The following is a 20547-nucleotide window of genomic DNA, read 5'->3' on the forward strand; positions in this document are numbered from 1 at the left end:
AGTATAGATAGCTTTAAATGCCCAGTGCATAAGGATTTTCAGGCTATGCTTATACTATTTTTCTTATTATTTTATGGTCTTGGATTCTTTACTTGTGCTTGAGCAGCTGCAAGTCTTGCAACTGGAACTCTATAAGGTGAACAGGACACATATTCTAATCCTATTGCATGTGAAAATTCTACTGAAGAAGGATCTCCACCGTGCTCACCGCATATTCCAAGTTTTAAATCATCCTTAACTGATCTTCCTAGTTTTACTGCCATCTCCATAAGCTTTCCAACTCCCTCTTGGTCTAACTTTTGGAATGGATCAAACTCATATATCTTCTTGTCATAATAATTATTTAAAAACTTACCAGCATCATCTCTTGAGAAACCAAAAGTCATTTGTGTTAAATCGTTTGTTCCAAAGGAGAAGAATTCTGCTTCTTTTGCTATTTGGTCAGCTGTTAGAGCCGCTCTTGGTACTTCTATCATAGTACCTACTTTATATTCTAACTCTACACCTGAGTCTCTAATTACTTCTTCTGCCACAGTTACAACTACATCTTTAACAAATGCTAATTCCTTTATTTCTCCCACTAATGGGATCATGATTTCTGGAACCATATTGTAACCATGTCTCTTATTTACTTCAATAGCTGCTTCTATTATAGCTCTTCCTTGCATTTCTGCTATTTCTGGATAAGATATACTCAATCTACATCCTCTATGCCCCATCATAGGATTAAACTCTTTTAAAGATTCTATTTTAAATCTTAACTTTTGGAAGCTTATTCCTAAATCATTAGCTAATTCTGCAATGTCTTCATCTTCTGTTGGTAAGAATTCATGTAGTGGTGGATCAAGTAATCTAATAGTTACTGGTCTTCCTTCCATAGCTTCATATATGCCTACAAAGTCTTCTCTTTGCATTGGAAGTAGCTTTTCTAGAGCTTTTCTTCTTTGGTCTTCATTCTCTGCTACTATCATCTCTCTTACTGCAAAGATTCTTTCCTCATCAAAGAACATATGCTCTGTTCTACACAAACCTATTCCTTCAGCTCCGAATTTCACTGCTTGGGATGCATCTCTTGGAGTGTCTGCATTGGTTCTAACCTTTAATTTTTTTATTTCATCTGCCCAAGACATAAATGTTCCAAAGTGACCACTTATTTCTGGTTCAACAGTCTTTATTGCTAGTCCATATACAAAGCCACTGCTTCCATCTAATGAAATATAATCTCCTTCGTTATATATTTCACCATTTGCTTCAAAGTTTTTATCATCCTCGTTAACCTTTATATCTCCACAGCCAGCAACACAACATCTTCCCATGCCTCTTGCTACAACAGCAGCGTGAGAAGTCATTCCCCCTCTAACTGTAAGTATTCCTTCTGCTACCACCATACCTTCTATATCTTCAGGAGATGTTTCTGATCTTACTAAAATAACCTTTTCTCCTAGCTCACTGTGTGCTTTTGCATCTTCGGCACTAAAATATACTTTTCCACAAGCAGCTCCTGGAGAAGCTGGAAGTCCTTTTGCTATTACCCTAGCACTTTTTAATTCTTTCTCATCAAAGGTTGGATGTAATAGTGTATCTAATTGCTTAGGATCAACCTTTAGCATAGCTTCCTTTTTATCAACGAGCCCTTCACTTACTAGATCAACTGCAATTTTTAATGCTGCTTGAGCTGTTCTCTTACCGTTTCTTGTTTGAAGAAAGTATAATTTACCCTGTTCTATAGTAAATTCCATATCCTGCATATCTCTATAATGTTTTTCTAACCTATCTGCTATGGCTAGGAATTCATCATAACATGTTGGTAAATCTTCTTTAAGTTTTGATATGGATTGAGGGGTTCTTATTCCCGCAACTACATCTTCCCCTTGAGCATTTATTAAATACTCTCCAAACATTTCATTATCTCCAGTAGCTGGATTTCTAGTGAAGGCAACACCTGTTCCTGAGGTTTGGCCCATGTTTCCAAATACCATGCTTTGAATGTTTACAGCAGTTCCCCAGTCTCCTGGTATGTCATTTAATCTTCTATATACTATAGCTCTAGGATTATTCCAAGATCTAAACACCGCATCAACCGCTTCTATTAACTGTCTCTTTGGTTCCTGTGGAAAATCTTCTCCTATTTCTTTCTTATAGATTATCTTATATTTTCTAACTACTTCTTTTAAATCACCTGCTGTTAAATCCGTATCAAATTTAGCTCCTATTTCCTCTTTAACCTGATCTAATACATCTTCAAATTTTCTTTTATCCATTCCCATTACTACATCAGAAAACATTTGTATAAATCTTCTATAAGAGTCATAAGCAAATCTTTCATTATTAGTTAGCTTAGCTAAAGCTATAACTGCTTGGTCATTTAAACCCAAATTTAATATAGTATCCATCATTCCAGGCATAGATGCTCTAGCACCAGATCTTACAGATACCAATAGAGGATTTTCTACACTTCCAAACTTTTTACCAGTCATATCCTCTAATTTATTTAAAGCTTCATATATCTGAACTTTAATATCTTCTGAAATTTTTTTACTATCTTCATAGTATTTTGCACAAGCTTCTGTAGTAATAGTAAATCCTTGTGGAACTGGAATACCTAAATTAGTCATTTCAGCTAAATTAGCACCTTTTCCCCCTAATAAGTTTCTCATTGTAGCATTTCCTTCTTCAAAAAGATAAACATATTTAATAGATTCCATAGTCCAACATCCCTTCCATTTGAGAATATATTTAGATATACAGTTATGAATTTTTTCCCATTTTTACAAATAACTTTGTTACGTTTGTTTTTGATACTTTTCCAATTATCTTTAGTCCATCTATTCTATTGCCATCCATTACATTATCTACAACTGGCAAGCTATCCACTTCATGTTCAATAATTTTACATGCAGCATCATAAGCAGGCTCATCTTTATGAACCACGATTATGTTTGGCATTCTAGTCATTATGATGCCGATTGGCACCTTATGCATATCAGTTCCTCCCATGGCAAACTTAAGAAAGTCTTTTCTTGAGGTAGCACCAACTAGTAATCCATTATTTTCAACAAATAATGTCCCTGCATCATGTAAAAATAAATCTAATATGGCATCATAAACGGTAGTTGATTCACTAACTACCACAGGCTTCGACATTATGTCTTCAACCTTAATATTTTTAATATATTCATTAATTGCACTATAAGAGGGTTTTCGTGAGTATATGTATCCTACCTTAGGTTTTGCATCTAATATTCCTGTCATAGTAAGTATAGCTAAATCTGGTCTTAATGCAGCTCTAGTTAAACTTAATTTAGATGCTAGTTGCTCACTGGTAATGGGCTCATTATCTTTTACTAGCTCAATTATTTGTTCTTGTCTCTCTGATAGTTTGATTTTTTTCACCCTCTTTTCAAATATTATTTTTCAAATATATACTATTATATCATCATATAGAAGTAAATAGTATAGCACTTTATGCTCATTATGAGTATTTATTTTAAATCTGCTACATAATATGTCTCATTTTCTTAAGTATGCTAACTTTTGTGTTTTATATGGAATCATAATATTATAGCCAGCAGATTTAGACTGCTGACTATGGATTATTTATTTTCATCTTCTTTATCTACTTCTTCAAAATCAACTGAGTAAGTATACATATTATTTTCATCTATACCACGATCATCATTATTAAACTTATTCTGAACCTTTTCTTTTACATCATCTACAGTAGACTTTATTATTTTATTTACTACTTCAACACTGCCATCAGTTTTTGTGATTTCAATAGTTATCTGAGTCAATGCCGCAGCAAATAATGCCAATGCTATTAATGGTGAAGCCCAAAGTCCTGCTATTGTAACAGCTACTCCAGCATTTACTGGTATATCAGCTATCACCTTATCTCCCTTTTTAATCTTTATTCTATTTACATTTCCTTTATTTATTAAATCTTTTATCCATGCAATGAATTCATCTTTACTTATGTACATTTCTTCTCTTTTTTTCTTTTTATTTTCCTCTACATAAATTAAAGCGTCTACAACATTTCCATCGCACATTTCTAAAGCTTCTTTTGCTTCAGCATAGCTTACCTTTGTTCTTTCTCTGATAATATCAATTTTTTCAATAGTAATTTCACTCATTTATTTCACTCCTTTTAAAAGATTAAGAGTTTCTAAACTCTTAGGTTTTCTAAAATAATTTTGACATATTATAAGATTTAGCACTTTATAAATTTCCTCTTTTAAATTATCTGGAATAACTATTCTATAACTTTTTTCTAAAGGGATTTGACTTAAATATTTTAATATGTTGTATACCCCATTGCTTATTTTTATTCCATTTTCTTTTTCACAATTGTCACAAATTCCACCTAGATATCGTAAATCCATATAATTGGATGAAGATATTTTAGTTTTACATATAGTACAATTTTGAAAATTCAAATCATATCCTGTAGCCTTTAATATTTTAATTTCAAAAATCCTAGCTAAGGTATGTAAATCACTAGCTTCATTTTTCATAAGATAAAAGGCAGTTACTAAATCTTTAAATAACTCTCTATTACTTTCTTCCTCTTGAACAGCGATATCAATCAGCTCGCAAAAATAGGTTGCATAGGTTATTGTCTCTAAATCCATAAGTAACCCTTGGAAAGACTCTATAATCTCTCCTTCATTTAGAGTATACATGCCTTTTCCTCTATAAAATAGATAATTTCCATAACAAAATGGTAGAGTACTTGAAAAAAATTTACTTCTATTTTTTTTAGCTCCCCTGGCTATAGTAGAAATTTTACCTAGCTTCTCACTGTACAGCCAAACAATCTTATCGTATTCCTTATAATCTTGAGTTTTTATTACTATAGCTCTTGTGTTAAAGGTAGACAGAAAATCATCTCCTAACTTTTTTCCTTCTACTTATATCCAAGCTCTTTAAGCATGAATTTACTATCTCTCCAATCCTTCTTGACTTTAACCCATACTTTTAAATACACCTTGGTACCTAAAAACTTTTCTATATCTTCCCTAGCATACTGAGATATCTTTTTAAGCATACTTCCATTTTTACCAATTATTATTCCCTTATGAGAATCTTTTTCACATAACATATAGACTTCTATTTCATATGTACCCTTTTCGTTCTTTTTCATAGTCATTATTTCCACTGCTATTCCATGAGGAACTTCCTCACTTAATAGTCTTAATGCTTTTTCTCTTATTATTTCACCGACTATAAATCTTTCTTGTTGATCAGTTATCATATCCTCTGGATAATATTGTGGTCCTTCTGGAATATAATTTTTCATAAGTTCTATTAATTTATCTACATTTTTACCATTCATAGCTGAAATCGGTATAATTTCTTTAAAATCCATAATATCAGAGTAATTTTTTAAGGTTTCTGCAACTCTTTCATGGGGATTTTCATCTATTTTATTTACCACTAGAAAAACTGGCGTATTTGTCTTTTTAAGTTCTTCAACAATATGCAAATCTCCCTTTCCTGCTTCCATTTCAGGGGTGGTTAAGAACAGCACTATGTCAACTTCCTTTAATGACTTTTCTGCTACTTTCACCATATATTCTCCAAGCTTATGTCTTGGTTTATGCATACCTGGAGTATCGACAAAGACAATCTGATAATCCTCTCCTGTCAATATGGTCTGTATATTGTTTCTAGTTGTTTGAGGCTTACTTGATACTATTGATAATTTTTCATTCATTATTTTATTTAAAAGTGTTGATTTTCCTACATTTGGTCTTCCTACTATAGTTACGAATCCTGATTTATACATATTTCCTCCTTATTTTATCAAGTCTTTTTTTGTAAAAGAACCTGGTAATATTTCATCTAGTCTGTTTACTATAAATTCATCTTCATTTTTTGCTATTATAACAGGAGTGTCTTCCTTTGCAAATTCACTCATTACCTGTCTACATATTCCACATGGGAAAGTATATTCTTCCAAACTTCCAACTACTGCTATAGCCTTTATTTCCTTTTCTCCTTCCGATACAGCTTTAAAAATTGTAGTTCTTTCTGCACAATTAGTAGCACCATAGGAAGCATTTTCTATATTGCATCCATTATATATCTTACCGCTACCTGTTAATATTGCAGCCCCAACTTTGAAATTTGAATAGGGTACATAGGCTTTTTCTCTTCCCTTTAAAGCTTCTTGTATTAATAATTTGAAATCTATATTTTCCATCTCATAATCCCCCTTTAATTAAGTGTATAGCCCTACCAAAATTTGCTCTTATAAATAAATTATAGCATTATTCTTCCCAATATCATTATATTATATTTTACCCAAAATGTTAAATAATAATATAGTAAGTAAAGTTCCAAAAACAGCTCCTGCCAGAACCTCTATTATGGAGTGTATTTTAGAATCCACCCTACTTTGAGCAACAATAGTTGCTAAAAGATAACTTAAAATAATAGGTACAGTTTCTTCAGTAATTAAAGCTATGGTGGTGGCTATTGCAAAGGATATTGTGCTATGACCGCTGGGCATTCCTCCTCTTAATGGAGTACCTTCTCCATATATAGCCTTAACACCTAAAGTTATAATACAGACAATAAATAGTATTATGAATATCATATATGGATTTGAATTTTTTATTTTATTGATTACTACGTGATTTATATATTCAAGCTTATTCCAAAATATTATGTATCCTACAACAACAGCATTTATGGCAGCTACTAACACCGCACCAGCAGATACATTTTTCGCTATTTTAGCCAAGGGATGATAATAGTTGGTAGTTGTGTCAATAGCAAACTCTATAGCCGTATTTATAAGCTCTGTAGTAATTACCATTGTAATTGTTATACATAGAATCAATAGTTCAACTTTACTCACGTCATAAAAAAAACAAGCCGTAAGTACTAAAAGGGTTACAAGTAAATGTATCCTCATATTCCTCTGAGTCCTTACCGCATGCACCAGTCCTTCTATTGCGTAATTAAAACTATCAAACGTTTTTCGCATTTTCATATTCATAATAACACCTGCTCTAAAGTTTTATTTACCCTCTAACTATATTAAATTTATTTAATATTTCTTCCTCTCTTTTTCTCATAAGAGCTTTTTCATCATCTTCCATATGATCATAACCTAATAAATGTAGTATTGAGTGTATTATTAAGTAACACACTTCTCTTTCAAAGGAATGATTAAACTCAAGCCTTTGTTCATCGGCCTTTTGTAGTGATAAAACTATATCACCTAAAATTAGCTTATCTTCATCTAAATCTTCAGGTTTAAACTCATAATTTAAATATGCTTCTTTAAAAACTTTTCTTTCTGGGTAGTGAAGCATAGGAAAGGATAACACATCTGTTTCACTATCCTTTCCTCTTTCTTCTCTATTTATTTCTCTTATATTTTCATTATCTACAAATAAGATACTAACTTCATAATCAATAGACACCCCTTCTTCTTTTAAGGAATAATCCACTAATCTTTCTATTAGTCTTTCTAAATCTTCTCTTACTTTTATTTTATCTTGTCTGTCATCAATGTAAATCATCGTTTTTTATCCCTTTCTTATCTTTTCCCTATGCTTTACCGTGCCATTTATCAGTAGGATACTCTATTCTTTGATGATATATCCCCATAAATACTTTTATGAATGATTCTCTTATTTTATCAATTTCCTTTAGCGTTAGTTCACAATTATCTAATTGCCCCTCATTTAGCTTATCTTTTATTATTTTATTAACCATTTCCTCAATTTTACCTTTAGTAGGGTCATTAATGGATCTTACTGCAGCTTCAACGCTATCTGCAAGCATTATAATTGCCGCCTCTTTAGTCTCTGGCTTTGGCCCTGGATATCTAAAATTATCTTCTTTAATTTCTTCAGGGTTTTCGCTAGAATTTTTCATGGTTATATAAAAATATTTAACTAAGGTCGTACCATGATGCTGTTCAATTACATCTTTTATTACTTTAGGTACTTTATATTCTTCTGCTAACTCCACACCATCTTTTATGTGAGAAGTTATTATAAGTGAACTTAAATTAGGATTTATTTTATCATGAGGATTATCATTACCCAGTTGATTTTCTTTAAAGAAATAAGGTCTTTTTATTTTACCTACATCATGATAATAGGAAGCTACCCTTGCTAAAACCGGATTCCCTCCTACCTCCTCCGCTGCTAACTCTGCTAAATTACCTACTAGCACACTGTGGTGATAGGTTCCTGGGGCTTCCATAAGAAGCCTTTTTAAAAGCGGTGTATTAGGATTGGACAGCTCTAATAATTTGATGGTAGTTACAATATCAAAAATACTCTCAAAGAAGGGTAAGAACCCCGTTGTAAGTACTCCCGATATAAATGTTCCTACAGCGGTAAAAGAAGCCTTCTTTACCACATCTACTGTGTTATTACTCAATAAAAACCCTGTAGAAAATGCAAAGGTTACATTGATAACGCCTAAAATAATAGCTGAGTATATAATATCATTTCTTTGTTGCATTCTTCTTAGAATAATGGAGCCTGCTATAGCATTTATTAATGCTAAAATGGTAATCTCCACATTAAATTGTACAGCACAACTAATTAACACACAGTTTAGTCCATTTATTATTAAAGATAACTTACTATCAATTAACAATGAAAACAACATAGGCACACAAGCCAATGGTATTAAAAATGGCACTCCACTCAATACCCTTGCTAATAATATAGATATACATGTCAATATGTTAATTAATATCATTTTACTTAAATCTTTATATATGTCTTTGGCATACTTGCTTATATAATACCACTGTAGTACTAGGGTAGATAAAATTAGCCCTCCTAAAGCTAAATATATATACCATTGAAAATGTTCTCTTGCATTTAAAAGTCCTAACTTTTCTAATAGCTCCAATTGAACCTTAGTTACAGGTTCCCCTTCTTTTACTATTGTCTGATCCTTTTTTATTACTACAGGGGCTTTTTTCTTCGCTTCATTTTGTAGCTCCTCAGTCTTTTCTTTATCATAGAAAAAATTTGGCTTTATCTGAGAATATCCTATACTTATTGCTAAATCCTTTAGTACTTTTTTAGGAAGGTTTGAAGCATTCACTTTAGAAAGTATAAACTCTTGCGCTTTTTTAATGTCATCGTTCTTACTCTCGCCACTGTCAGCTATATTCATAGTATCATATAGCTGAGATATTATATTAACTAAAGTGGTATTTAATACTTTCCCCTCTTCTTCACTTAAATTCATTAATAAAGAATAATCTTCATCCATTAAATTAAATTTAGGATATACCTTCAATTGTTGAATTCTTTCAGCATCATCTAAAGTTGAACTTTTTAGCTCTTTTATTTTCGAGAATAAATAATTTATATTTTCAATAATATTTATCTTAACCTCTGGATTCTTATTATATTGTAAGGGCACCGCTTGAACAGCTTGTTGTATCCTAGCTTTAGTTGCGGCATCATCCACCACTTCTCTAGGAGCCTTTATATCAACCTTAGCAATATCTCCTTCTTTTAAACTATATTTTTGCGTTACTAACGAAGTTATTAGTACCGAATATAGAAAAACAAATGCACAAAGAAATAAAATTATTCTTTTAGCACCCTCATTGCTAGATTTTTTATCTAAAGTATTGTTCATCATAACAAACCTTCCTTTTTATCACAATAATGTGTTTTACTCAACTTTTTCTGGAAGTGCTATATTTTCCTCAGCAATCACTAATACTCTTACGACAATACTGTCATCTTCTACAGTATGGTCTATTATTTTATCCACTATAGAAATGCTTTTGTCAAATTTAATTTTAATATCATTAAATAACTTTTCAGCAGTTTCTTCAATAAGAGTTTTTTTATCCAAGTTATGTGTTTTCTCATTGACCTCAAAAAAGCTTTGAATTACCAATGGACCTTTATTATGTTCTATTTTATCATACTTAACAAAATTATTCATAGATTTTTTTAAAAACAGCTTCTTTTTTCCAATTTCAATATATATATTCTCGCTTTTATTTCCTGTTCTTTCTTGCCTAATTTCCTTACTCTTTACTTTTCTCATTTCTTCATAAAAAGTTCTAGCAACTACCTCACCTTTTGCATGAACTTCATAGATATCGCCTTCTTTTCCCTGCTCTCCTTTAACAAGCAATTCTCCTTTTTTAACAATGTCACCCTTTTTAACAATCGCTGTTCCTGCCGTTGTAAATACTCTTACTACTTCCCCATCTTTCTTGGCTACTAAATTGCAAGGTTCATCATCATAAACAAATTTAGGTGGACTTTGCCTTTCCGCAGCTTTAACTTTTAATATAGATCCCTCTATTCTCACCCTTACCCACATGATATTTTCATTATTTTTAATTAGTTTTTCTTCTACCGACAATACATTTAAACCTTTTTTTCTTATTCCTTCCTTTACACCATAGCTCATTAGCTCTCGTCTTATTTCATAGGGAGATAGAGTGTTATCTGTTTCTATATCGATTCTCCAAACATATGTAGAAAGAGTATATATTATGGTAGCAAAAATAAATGCTCCTACAATTAAAGCCTTTCTCTTTCTTAATTTTAATATAAAAAATGCCGTTCCTTTTCTTCCAATTATTTTAACTTTACTTTCAGTTCTTTTAGCTATTCCTTCTATCTTTCTGTAATCCTTCAAACTAATTTCTAGAGTAAATGTGCTCATATCTTTTTTTCTTATATTTTTAACTTCTATAGTATTACTCCAAAGAAGATTCAAAAATTTTTCTGGCATGAGAGACTGTATTTCCAGGGTAATAATACTTCCCTCATACTTATTTAAATTCACCTTACTCAATTTCCTCATACACCACAGACCTAAATTTTCCCCTTAAGGTTATGGTGCTCCCTCCTAAAAAAAGTATTTCTAGCCCTTCTCCATATATATTAACTAACCCTACCCTGGTATTTATTTTAACTTGTCTCTCATCAAAAATAATTATGCCTTTGTGATTTTCAATTATAATTTCATTATTTCCTGTAACAACTATCTTCGGTAAATCTAATACTAAATCCCTTGGCAAATCTAACTTGTCAACCACATTGTTCTTTACTGTATTAATTTTATTTTCCATTTTTCCACCTTTTAAAAGTACTTTCATACTAATTTATGAATTTCCTTTTAATAAAATGACAAAAGCCTATATAAAATCTAAGTGGCCTTCTATATAAATAAAAAAGTTTAAATAAATAAAAAAGGACCATACAGTCCTTTTATTGTTTATTTAAACTTTTTTTAACTATTTCGCTTACAAGCTTACCATCTGCTCTACCTTTTGTTTTCGGTACGATTACAGCCATTATTTTTCCCATATCTTTTATGCTACTTGCCCCTAATTCCTCTATTGCCTGACGGACAATCTCAACTATTTCATCTTCTGTTAATTGCTGAGGAAGGTAACTTAACAAGATTTTTATTTCTTCTTCTGATTCATCTACTAAATCTTGTCTGTTTCCTTTTTTAAACTCAAGGATAGCTTCACGTCTTTGCTTTACTTCCTTAGCCAAAACTTCAATGATTTCTTCATCATCAAGCTTTCTTCCATCAGTTTTTTCTACTAATAATATAGCTGCTTTGGCTGTACTAATAGTATTAGCTTTAAACTTTTCTCTTGCCTTTAAAGCTTGCTTCCAGTCTTCTTGCAATCTTTCTTTAAGGGCCATATTCAGTACCTTCTTTCAAAATTTATTTGAACTTTCTCTTTCTAGCTGCTTCTGATTTTTTCTTTCTCTTAACACTTGGTTTTTCATAGTGTTCTCTTTTTCTTACTTCTGAAAGAACACCAGCTCTAGCACATTTTTTCTTAAATCTTCTTAATGCGTTCTCTAGTGATTCGTTTTCTCCAACTTTAATTTCTGACATTTGTTCTCCCTCCCTCCGCTAGCTCAATTTACTTCATAAATTAAACAGGCAATATGGGTGACATAGCACATAGCTTATTATATAATAGAAAAGTATTACCTGTCAACAATTTCATTAATTGTTTTACTTTTTATATTTTAACCTGGTGGCCATTGAAGATTTCTCCCGCCTAACATATGAAAGTGCATATGTAAAACTGTTTGCCCTCCATCAGTACCACAATTATTTACAATTCTATATCCATTTTCTGCTATTCCCAATTCTCTTGCTAAGTCCTTTGCTTTAATAAAAATATGTGAAATTATATCTTTATCTTCTTCCTTTAAACTATTTAAGCTATCTATATGTTTTTTAGGAATTATAAGCACATGAACTGGTGCTTCTGCATTTATGTCTTCAAAGGCTAAAATAAGTTCATCTTCATATACTTTTTTAGATGGTATTTCTCCTTTTATTATTTTGCAAAATATACAATTATCCATAATTTCACCTCCCTAGACCAATTAAATAATATTATCTTCTTTATTATATATTATATTAGTTTACCAATACAATGTTCTTCTTTAACTTCCATTATTTCAGTATCCAAAATATATCCTTCTCTTATTTTATCATCATCACAAACTATCTTTATATAATTTGGAGTATATCCCTCATAGAAATTGCCCTCTCTTTTAGACTTTTCCTCATATAAAACTCCAAACTTTTTGTTGATAAACTTTTCCATAAACTCTTTTTCATTTTCTTTATTTAATTCTATAAGTCTATTACTTCTTTCCTCTTTAATGTTTCCATCTATTTGATTTTCCATAGAAGAAGCCTTTGTCCCTTCCCTTGGGCTATACTTAAATATATGCATCTTAGAAAGCTTTATATCCTTTAAGAATTTATAAGTAGTTTCAAATTCTTCTTTTGTTTCTCCTGGAAAACCTACAATTATATCTGTAGTAATGGAAACATCTTTTATATTTTTTCTTATTTCCTCCACAACCCATCTATATTCCTCAGTTGTGTAATGTCTATTCATTCTCTTTAAAGTGATATCGCATCCACTTTGTAGGGATAGATGAAAGTGAGGACATAATTTTTTTAATTTCCATATTCTACTCATCCTATCTTCTGTAAAGAATCTAGGGCTTATTGATCCTATTCTAACTCTTTCTATTCCATCTATTTTATCTATTTCCTCTAGTATTTTTAATAAATCCCAATCTCCATCCAGGTCAGCACCATAGGAGGAAATTTGTATACCTGAAAGTATTATTTCTTTAAACCCATGAGAAGCTAATTTTTGAGTTTCTTCAATTATTTTATCAGGTGATTTTGAGCAAACAGCACCTCTTGCATAAGGAATAGCACAATAAGAGCAGAAACTATTACATCCATCCTGTATCTTCAAAAAAGCTCTAGTTCTATCCCTATATTGTTCAATATTTAATTCTTCAAAAACGTTGTTTTTAAGCACATCTCCAACTTGAATAACTTGCTTTTTTTCATTCATAAACTTTTGCACCAAATGTACAATATCACCCTTGTTTCTAGTTCCTACTACCACGTCTACTCCTGAAATTTTGGATACCGCCTCCGGTGCTATCTGTGAGTAGCATCCAACTACCGCAATTACCCCTTCTTCATTATTTCTTCTAGCTCTTCCTATCATTTGTCTAGATTTTTTATCTCCCATATTTGTAACTGTACATGTATTTATAACATATACATCGGAATATTCGTTAAAATCTACTACTTCATATCCTGCCTTTATAAACTTCTCTATCATAGCCTCTGTTTCATATTGATTAACTCTACAACCAAGAGTAGAAAAAGAAACCTTCATTATAATTTTCCTCCTAAATCTCCTAATTCATACATTATAAGAGATGTACATACAAAACCTGCTGTTTCTGTTCGTAATATTCTTGGTCCTAAAGTTACTATGTGCGCTCCTATGTTTTTTAATTCACATATTTCTTTTTCCTCAAAACCACCTTCAGGTCCTATTACAATTCCTACTTTTTCTATTGATTTATCTCTTAATGTATTTGCTAGATTTTTTACTCCAAATCCTTCTTCATTTTCATAAGGTACTACTATTGCATCCATTTTACTTAACTCTTCAAAAAGTTCTTTAAACTCTATTGGCGGATTAATTTTAGGTATTAGTGTCCTTTTAGATTGTTTACTAGCTTCTAAAGCAATCCTAACCCATCTATCTAACTTCTTATATTCACCAATCTCATTTTTAACCACAACTCTTTCCGTAACTATTGGTGTAATTTCTCTTACTCCTAACTCACAATTCTTTTGAACAATCAAGTCCATTTTAGAAGACTTAGGTAATCCCTGAAATAAATATATCTGTATTTCACTCTCATTATTTATTAGAAGTTTTTCTTTTAATTCCACTATTACTTCTTTTTTATTTACATCCTTTATAATCCCTAAATATTCTTCCCCATTACAATTATTTATAGTAACCTTTTCTCCTTGAGCTAATCTTAAAACCTTATATATGTGTTTTACATCTTCGCCCTCTATTATAGCTTCATCATCTCTAATAAAATCTTTTGGAACAAAAAATTTATGCACTTTTTACACTCCTTAATTTAGCCTTGATACTATACAAGCCCATTCTCCATCGGTGTTTACTTCTACTATTTCCAATCCGCATTCCTCTAGTTTTTTTACTACATCATCTTTTCTTTCTTTTATTATACCAGAAGATATAAAGCATGCTCCCTTTTCCATAAAGGTTTTAACGTCATCAGTAAGTAATATTATTATATCAGCTATTATATTAGCAACTACAATATCAGCCTTACCCTTAACTACATCCATAAGATTTCCATAGCGTATTTCTATGTTATCTAATTTATTAAAACCTACATTTTCTTTTGCAGATGTAACCGCTACAGGGTCCAAATCCACCCCGATAACTTTTTTTGCTCCTAATTTTGCCGCACCTATAGCAAGTATCCCAGAACCAGTCCCTATATCAAACACAGTAGAATCAGCATTTACATACTTTTCTAAAGCTTTAATACACATCCTAGTAGTTTCATGAGTTCCCGTTCCGAAAGCCATACCTGGGTCCAAATCTATTACTATTTCCTCTTCTTCCTTCTGATAGTCTTCCCATATTGGTCTTACTATAATTCTTTCCCCTATTTTAGTTGGTTTATAGTACTTCTTCCAATTATTTTCCCAGTCTTCCTCATTAACCTTAGTTACAAATACTTCCCCTTTGCCCTTGTCTATTCCATATTCATCTAAATTCTCTATACTTTCCTTTATGTACTTAAAATATTCTTCAAACTTTTCATCTTCCTTAAAATATCCCTTTATAATTGCCCCTTCTTTAACTTGTAGAAGACTTTCATCGAAATAGTCCCAATCACCTGGGTTTTTCTTTTTAAATTCGATATCTTCTGGATCCTCAATAGAAACTCCCTTTACTTCAGTATTATAAAGTATAGCAGAAACTGCCTCTACCGCTTCGCTGCTAGTAATTATCGTTACCTCTAACCAATCTTTTTCATTATTCATATATAATCCTTATTGAGGATAACCTAACATCCTCAATAAAGTTCACCTCCTTATAAAACATATACCTATTTTTCAATTATACATTATACCCTATTTTTTTTAAAGCAATCAACAAAGAAAAAATTGCGAGGCAATTTTTATTTAATTGCGTCACAATTTTTTCTTAAAATTTCTTTTTAATTTTACCGAAGAAACCTTCCTTTTCTGTTCCTTCCAATTCACCACTAGCTTCCATGTAAGCAAATAGTGCCTCTTTTTGTTTTTGATTTAAACTCTTTGGTATGTCAACTATAATATTTATATATTGGTCTCCTCTTCCTCTTCCATTAACATAAGGAACACCTTTTCCTTTTAATCTAAATATAGCTCCTGGTTGAGTTCCTGGTGGTACGGTATATTTTACGTCTCCATCTACAGTTCCAACCGTTAATTCTGCTCCTAGGGTAGCCTTTGCAAAACTGACATGTGTATCTATATAAATGTCAAATCCTTTTCTTTTAAAGGATGAATGGGGAGCTACTCTTACATTTACATATAAATCTCCCGAAGGACCTCCATTTGACCCAGCTTCTCCTTGTCCTCTAATAGGAATTACATTTCCATTATCTACACCTGCTGGAACATTAACCTTTATCTTTTTCTGCTTTCTTACAGTTCCTCTACCCCTACATTCTGAACATGGGTCTGAAACTATATTTCCTTTACCTCCACAGGCATCACAAGTACTTACACTTACAAAGCTTCCTAATGGAGTGTTTCTTTGAACTTTAACCTGACCTGAACCTCCACATTTTTGGCAAGTTTTAGGCTGAGTACCTGCCTTAGCTCCTGAGCCAGAACATTTGTGACAAGTTTCACTTCTAGTTAAATTTATTTCTTTTTCCGCTCCAAATACAGCTTCTTCAAAAGTTAAATTGATAGTGTATTCTACATCTTCACCCTTTTGTGGACCGTTTTTTCTTCGGCCACCACCGCTAAAACCTCCACCAAAGAAGGACTCAAATATATCTCCAAAGCCACCTAAGTCTGAAAAATCGAATCCTCCCCCAAAGCCACCTTCAAATCCTTGGAAATCTGCAGTTCCAAATTGATCATATTGAGCTTTCTTTTGAGGGTCTGATAATACTTGATAAGCTTCATTGATTTCTTTAAATTTTTCTTCTGCTTCTTTGTTCCCTTGGTTTTTGTCTGGATGGTATTGTATCGCAAGTTTTCTAAATGCTTTTTTTATATCATCATCACTTGCACCCTTTTCAAGTCCAAGTATTTCATAGTAATCCTTTTTTGCCATCCTTTTCACCTCTTTATTAAAGTCCACTTTTCTAATGGATAATTAATAGTTTATAATTTATTAACTCAATTTATTTATTCTCATTAAAATTAAGGGATGAGCATTTACTCCTCCCTTAATTTTTTCTAATGATAATTATTTGTCGTCTTCAACTTTGTATTCAGCATCTACTACATTATCATCTTCTGGTGCTCCACCTGGGTTAGCTCCTCCCATGTTGCTTGGGTCAAAGCCTTCTGCTCCTTGTTGACCTGCAGGATCTTGATACATCTTAGATGAAATCGCATAGAATGCTTGAGTTAAATCTTCAGTAGCTTTCTTTATAGCTTCTAAGTCTTCTCCATCTTTAACTTCATTTACACCCTTTATTTTATCTTCTATAGTAGCTTTGTCTTCTGCTGATACTTTATCTCCTAGCTCTTTAAGAGCTTTTTCACTTTGATATACCATCTGATCAGCATTATTCTTAGTTTCTATAGCGTCTTTTCTCTTCTTATCTTGTTCTTCGAATTTTTTAGCATCATTTACTGCATTTTCTATTTCGTCATCACTTAAATTAGTTGATGCTGTTATTGTAATATTAGCTTCTTTTCCTGTTCCCTTATCTTTAGCTGAAACATTTACTATACCATTAGCATCTATATCAAAAGTTACTTCTATCTGTGGAATTCCTCTTGGAGCTGGTGCTATTCCTGATAGAGTAAATCTTCCTAATGTCTTATTATCTCCAGCCATTGGTCTTTCCCCTTGAACTACGTGAATTTCAACGGAAGTCTGACCGTCTGCTGCTGTTGAGAAAACTTGACTCTTTCTTGTTGGTATTGTAGTATTTCTTGTTATTAATGGAGTTGCAACTTCTCCATAAGTTTCAATTCCTAGAGTTAATGGTGTTACGTCTAAAAGTAATACGTCCTTAACATCTCCTGTTAATACACCTGCTTGAACTGCCGCACCCATTGCAACACATTCATCTGGGTTAACACCCTTTGATGGTTCTTTTCCAGTAAAGTTCTTAACAGCTTCTTGAACTGCAGGAATTCTTGTTGAACCACCAACCAATACAACTTTATCTACTTCATTCATTGAAAGTCCAGCATCTTTTAATGCTTTTCTCATTGGTTCAATTGTAGCTTCAACTAAATCATGAGTTAACTCATTAAATTTAGCTCTAGTTAGAGTCATATCTATATGTTTTGGACCTGTAGCATCCGCTGTAATAAATGGTAAATTTATGCTAGTTTGCATTGATGATGATAATTCAATTTTAGCTTTTTCAGCTGCTTCTTTTAATCTTTGTAATGCCATTTTATCATTTTTTAGATCAATGCCAGAATCAGCTTTAAAAGTATCTGCAATATAATCTATTACTCTCTGGTCGAAATCATCTCCACCTAGTTTTGTATTACCATTTGTAGATTTAACTTCAAATACTCCATCTCCTAATTCAAGTATAGATACGTCGAAAGTACCTCCACCTAGGTCATATACAAATATTTTGTGGTTTGTATCCATTTTATCTAAACCATAAGCTAGAGCTGCTGCTGTTGGCTCGTTAATTATTCTTAATACTTCAAGCCCAGCTATTTTCCCAGCATCTTTAGTTGCCTGTCTTTGGCTATCATTAAAATATGCAGGAACTGTTATAACTGCTTGAGTAATTGTTTCCCCAAGATAAGCTTCAGCATCTGCTTTAAGCTTTTGAAGTGTCATTGCTGATATTTCTTGTGGTGAATATTCTTTTCCATCTATATTTTCCTTATGATTTGTTCCCATATGTCTCTTTATTGACATTATTGTTTTATCTGGATTTGTTATTGCCTGTCTTTTTGCTACCTGACCTACAAGTCTCTCTCCGTTTGCCTGGAAGGATACAACAGATGGTGTTGTTCTTGCTCCTTCTGCGTTTGTAATAACTACTGGTTCTCCACCTTCCATAACTGATACACATGAATTTGTAGTACCTAAATCGATACCGATTACTTTTGCCATTATAAAACTACCTCCTTATGGTTAACTTCATTTAATTTTCATATAATTAATATTTAATCTATAGAAATTTTCTATAATAATTTAATTAGCAACTTTAACCATTGTATATCTTATTACTTTTTCTCCTCTTTTGTAACCTTTTAAAAATACTTCTACTACTTGATTTTCTCCAAAACTTTCATCTTGCACATGCATTACAGCTTCATGAAGATTTGGATCAAATCCATCTTCAGTAGATATTTCCTCTATTCCTAATTTATCAATAGAATCTTTAAATTGCTTTAAAGTCATCTCAATTCCTTTTTTAAAATCCTCTAAACTGCCATCAACGGCCATTGCTCTCTCCAAATTATCTAAAACAGGAAGCATTTCTTTCAATACATCTTCACAAGCATCGGAATAAATTCCTTCTTTTTCCTTAGCTGTTCTTTTCCTGTAGTTTTCGTATTCAGATGCAGTTCTAAGAAGTCTATCTTTTATAGTATCTAATTCATTTTTAAGTTTTTCATTTTCATCTTGAAGCTCTGTTGCTCCATCTTCTTCATTTACAATGTCCTCAAATTCTTTATCTTCACTTACTTCCGCCTGGGCTGGAGTCTCCTCCTCTAAGTTAGCCTCTTCATTTACATTTAAATCCTTCTCCATTGACCCTTTCCTCCAATCAAATTATTCTTTAGCCCATCTATGGATTATCTATATTTTCTTCATTTATTACGTTATTTATTTCTGTTACTATTTCACCTAATATAGATATTACTTTTGAATAGGGCATTCTCGTTGGACCAATAACACCGATAGTACCTAATGGTCTATTCTTGAGCCTATATACTGCAGATATTACTGTGCATTCTCTAGCATCTTCCAAATAATTTTCTTCACCTATTTTTACAGATATACTATCGCTATTATTTATGAGAAATTTTATTTTATCTTTATTATCTACTAAAGACAAAAAGTTCTTAGCTCTCTGAATGTCATTATACTCTGGAAAGTTAAATATATTAGTACTACCCTCCATGTATATTTCAGATTTATCTATACTATTTAAGCTCTCATAAAGAGCAGGTATTATAGCATTAAAAATGTCATCATACCCTTTAAGGTCATGTTTTAAATTATTTATTACTTCTAAGTCAATCTCTTCTATGTTCAAATCAACCAATCTTACATTTAAGACATTACTTAGTTTAACTAGCACTTCAGTATCCACAGGTTTTTTTACGCGAATTATATTATTTTTTATAATTCCTGCATCCGTAACAATGACAGAAAGTATGCTATTACCATCAATATTAATTAATTGTATTGATTTAAGTGTGCTCTTCTTTACTGATGGTGATCTAACTATAGAAGTAAGTCCTGTCAATTCTGCAAGAATAGTTGTTGCCTGCTTAATCATTTTATCCATCTCATATAGAGCTGAGTTTATCATATGAGCCCTAATAATATCCAACTCCGTTTGTGATACTCTTTGAACCCTCATAAGTTTATCTACATATAATCTGTATCCCTTATCTGAAGGTTTTCTTCCCGAGGAACTATGGAGTTGTTCTAAGTAGCCCATTTCTTCTAAGTCTGCCATCTCATTTCTTATGGTCGCAGAGCTAATTCCTAAATCATACTTTTTGGCTATGGTCCTGGACCCAACAGGCTCAGCTGTATTGATGTAATCATTAATAATAGCCTGAAGTATTTTTATTTTTCTTTCATCCATTTCCATAAAATCACCTCGCTTTATTAGCACTCATCATCAGCGAGTGCTAATTGCCATGATTAAAAAATATCATTCTCTTTAATATTTGTCAAATATCATTATTATTTAATATGCTTATATTTTATCA

At 31.9% G+C, this 20547-nt stretch carries 21 protein-coding genes; all 21 read right to left on the reverse strand.

Features of this window, described 5'->3' with window-relative positions; all coding sequences use genetic code 11:
* Positions 1-71: 71 nt before the first annotated feature.
* The 21 genes from ppdK to hrcA all read right to left on the reverse strand — a co-directional run bounded on the left by ppdK (position 72) and on the right by hrcA (position 20426).
* Positions 72-2705 (reverse strand): pyruvate, phosphate dikinase, encoded by a 2634-nt coding sequence (gene ppdK, locus RYO54_RS06485; RefSeq protein WP_315116849.1) that lies wholly within the window; start codon positions 2703-2705, stop codon positions 72-74.
* 43 nt (positions 2706-2748) lie between these two features.
* Entirely contained in the window at positions 2749-3393 is a 645-nt protein-coding gene (locus tag RYO54_RS06490) for a helix-turn-helix transcriptional regulator (protein WP_315116851.1), read from the reverse strand.
* Positions 3394-3593: 200 nt separating this feature from the next.
* Positions 3594-4136, reverse strand: coding sequence for a DUF4342 domain-containing protein (locus tag RYO54_RS06495; protein WP_315116853.1), 543 nt, complete (start codon positions 4134-4136; stop codon positions 3594-3596).
* A complete protein-coding gene (recO, locus tag RYO54_RS06500; RefSeq protein ID WP_315117018.1) occupies positions 4137-4883 on the reverse strand; it encodes a DNA repair protein RecO in 747 nt (248 codons plus the stop codon). It abuts the gene before it with no gap.
* Positions 4884-4909: 26 nt separating this feature from the next.
* Positions 4910-5791 carry a GTPase Era gene (era, locus tag RYO54_RS06505; protein ID WP_315116855.1) on the reverse strand — a complete coding sequence of 294 codons (882 nt, stop codon included), beginning with the start codon at positions 5789-5791 and terminating at the stop codon, positions 4910-4912.
* Between the two features lie 9 nt (positions 5792-5800).
* Positions 5801-6199 carry a cytidine deaminase gene (locus RYO54_RS06510; protein ID WP_315117020.1) on the reverse strand — a complete coding sequence of 133 codons (399 nt, stop codon included), beginning with the start codon at positions 6197-6199 and terminating at the stop codon, positions 5801-5803.
* A 99-nt stretch (positions 6200-6298) separates the two neighbouring features.
* The gene (locus RYO54_RS06515; protein WP_315116856.1) at positions 6299-7003 is read right to left on the reverse strand and encodes a diacylglycerol kinase; all 705 of its coding nucleotides are present in this window, start codon (positions 7001-7003) and stop codon (positions 6299-6301) included.
* A gap of 31 nt (positions 7004-7034) precedes the next feature.
* Positions 7035-7538 (reverse strand): rRNA maturation RNase YbeY, encoded by a 504-nt coding sequence (gene ybeY, locus RYO54_RS06520; protein WP_315116857.1) that lies wholly within the window; start codon positions 7536-7538, stop codon positions 7035-7037.
* 28 nt (positions 7539-7566) lie between these two features.
* Positions 7567-9639 (reverse strand): HD family phosphohydrolase, encoded by a 2073-nt coding sequence (locus tag RYO54_RS06525; RefSeq protein WP_315116858.1) that lies wholly within the window; start codon positions 9637-9639, stop codon positions 7567-7569.
* Between the two features lie 33 nt (positions 9640-9672).
* Positions 9673-10809, reverse strand: coding sequence for a sporulation protein YqfD (gene yqfD / locus RYO54_RS06530; RefSeq protein ID WP_315117021.1), 1137 nt, complete (start codon positions 10807-10809; stop codon positions 9673-9675).
* Position 10810: 1 nt separating this feature from the next.
* On the reverse strand, positions 10811-11095 hold the full coding sequence (gene yqfC, locus RYO54_RS06535; RefSeq protein WP_315117022.1) for a sporulation protein YqfC: 285 nt from the start codon (positions 11093-11095) through the stop codon (positions 10811-10813).
* A gap of 139 nt (positions 11096-11234) precedes the next feature.
* Complete coding sequence (locus RYO54_RS06540; RefSeq protein WP_315116859.1) at positions 11235-11684, reverse strand: GatB/YqeY domain-containing protein; 450 nt, start codon at positions 11682-11684, stop codon at positions 11235-11237.
* 22 nt (positions 11685-11706) lie between these two features.
* A complete protein-coding gene (gene rpsU, locus RYO54_RS06545; protein WP_010292600.1) occupies positions 11707-11883 on the reverse strand; it encodes a 30S ribosomal protein S21 in 177 nt (58 codons plus the stop codon).
* A gap of 137 nt (positions 11884-12020) precedes the next feature.
* On the reverse strand, positions 12021-12365 hold the full coding sequence (locus tag RYO54_RS06550) for a histidine triad nucleotide-binding protein (RefSeq protein WP_315116867.1): 345 nt from the start codon (positions 12363-12365) through the stop codon (positions 12021-12023).
* Positions 12366-12415: 50 nt separating this feature from the next.
* Positions 12416-13717 (reverse strand): tRNA (N(6)-L-threonylcarbamoyladenosine(37)-C(2))-methylthiotransferase MtaB, encoded by a 1302-nt coding sequence (mtaB, locus tag RYO54_RS06555; RefSeq protein ID WP_315116869.1) that lies wholly within the window; start codon positions 13715-13717, stop codon positions 12416-12418.
* Positions 13717-14469 (reverse strand): 16S rRNA (uracil(1498)-N(3))-methyltransferase, encoded by a 753-nt coding sequence (locus RYO54_RS06560; protein ID WP_315116870.1) that lies wholly within the window; start codon positions 14467-14469, stop codon positions 13717-13719. Before RYO54_RS06560 ends, mtaB begins: the two co-directional genes overlap by 1 nt.
* A gap of 12 nt (positions 14470-14481) precedes the next feature.
* Positions 14482-15426: a 50S ribosomal protein L11 methyltransferase gene (gene prmA, locus RYO54_RS06565; protein WP_315116871.1), complete on the reverse strand. Its 945-nt coding sequence runs from the start codon at positions 15424-15426 to the stop codon at positions 14482-14484.
* 163 nt (positions 15427-15589) lie between these two features.
* Positions 15590-16717 carry a molecular chaperone DnaJ gene (gene dnaJ, locus RYO54_RS06570; RefSeq protein ID WP_315116872.1) on the reverse strand — a complete coding sequence of 376 codons (1128 nt, stop codon included), beginning with the start codon at positions 16715-16717 and terminating at the stop codon, positions 15590-15592.
* 135 nt (positions 16718-16852) lie between these two features.
* The gene (gene dnaK, locus RYO54_RS06575) at positions 16853-18706 is read right to left on the reverse strand and encodes a molecular chaperone DnaK (protein ID WP_315116873.1); all 1854 of its coding nucleotides are present in this window, start codon (positions 18704-18706) and stop codon (positions 16853-16855) included.
* 81 nt (positions 18707-18787) lie between these two features.
* On the reverse strand, positions 18788-19351 hold the full coding sequence (gene grpE / locus RYO54_RS06580) for a nucleotide exchange factor GrpE (RefSeq protein WP_315116874.1): 564 nt from the start codon (positions 19349-19351) through the stop codon (positions 18788-18790).
* Positions 19352-19388: 37 nt separating this feature from the next.
* Entirely contained in the window at positions 19389-20426 is a 1038-nt protein-coding gene (hrcA, locus tag RYO54_RS06585; protein WP_315116876.1) for a heat-inducible transcriptional repressor HrcA, read from the reverse strand.
* Between the last annotated feature and the right edge of the window lie 121 nt (positions 20427-20547).

The organism is uncultured Clostridium sp., assembly GCF_963515715.1.
Classification (GTDB): Bacteria; Bacillota; Clostridia; order Clostridiales; family Clostridiaceae; genus Clostridium_AW.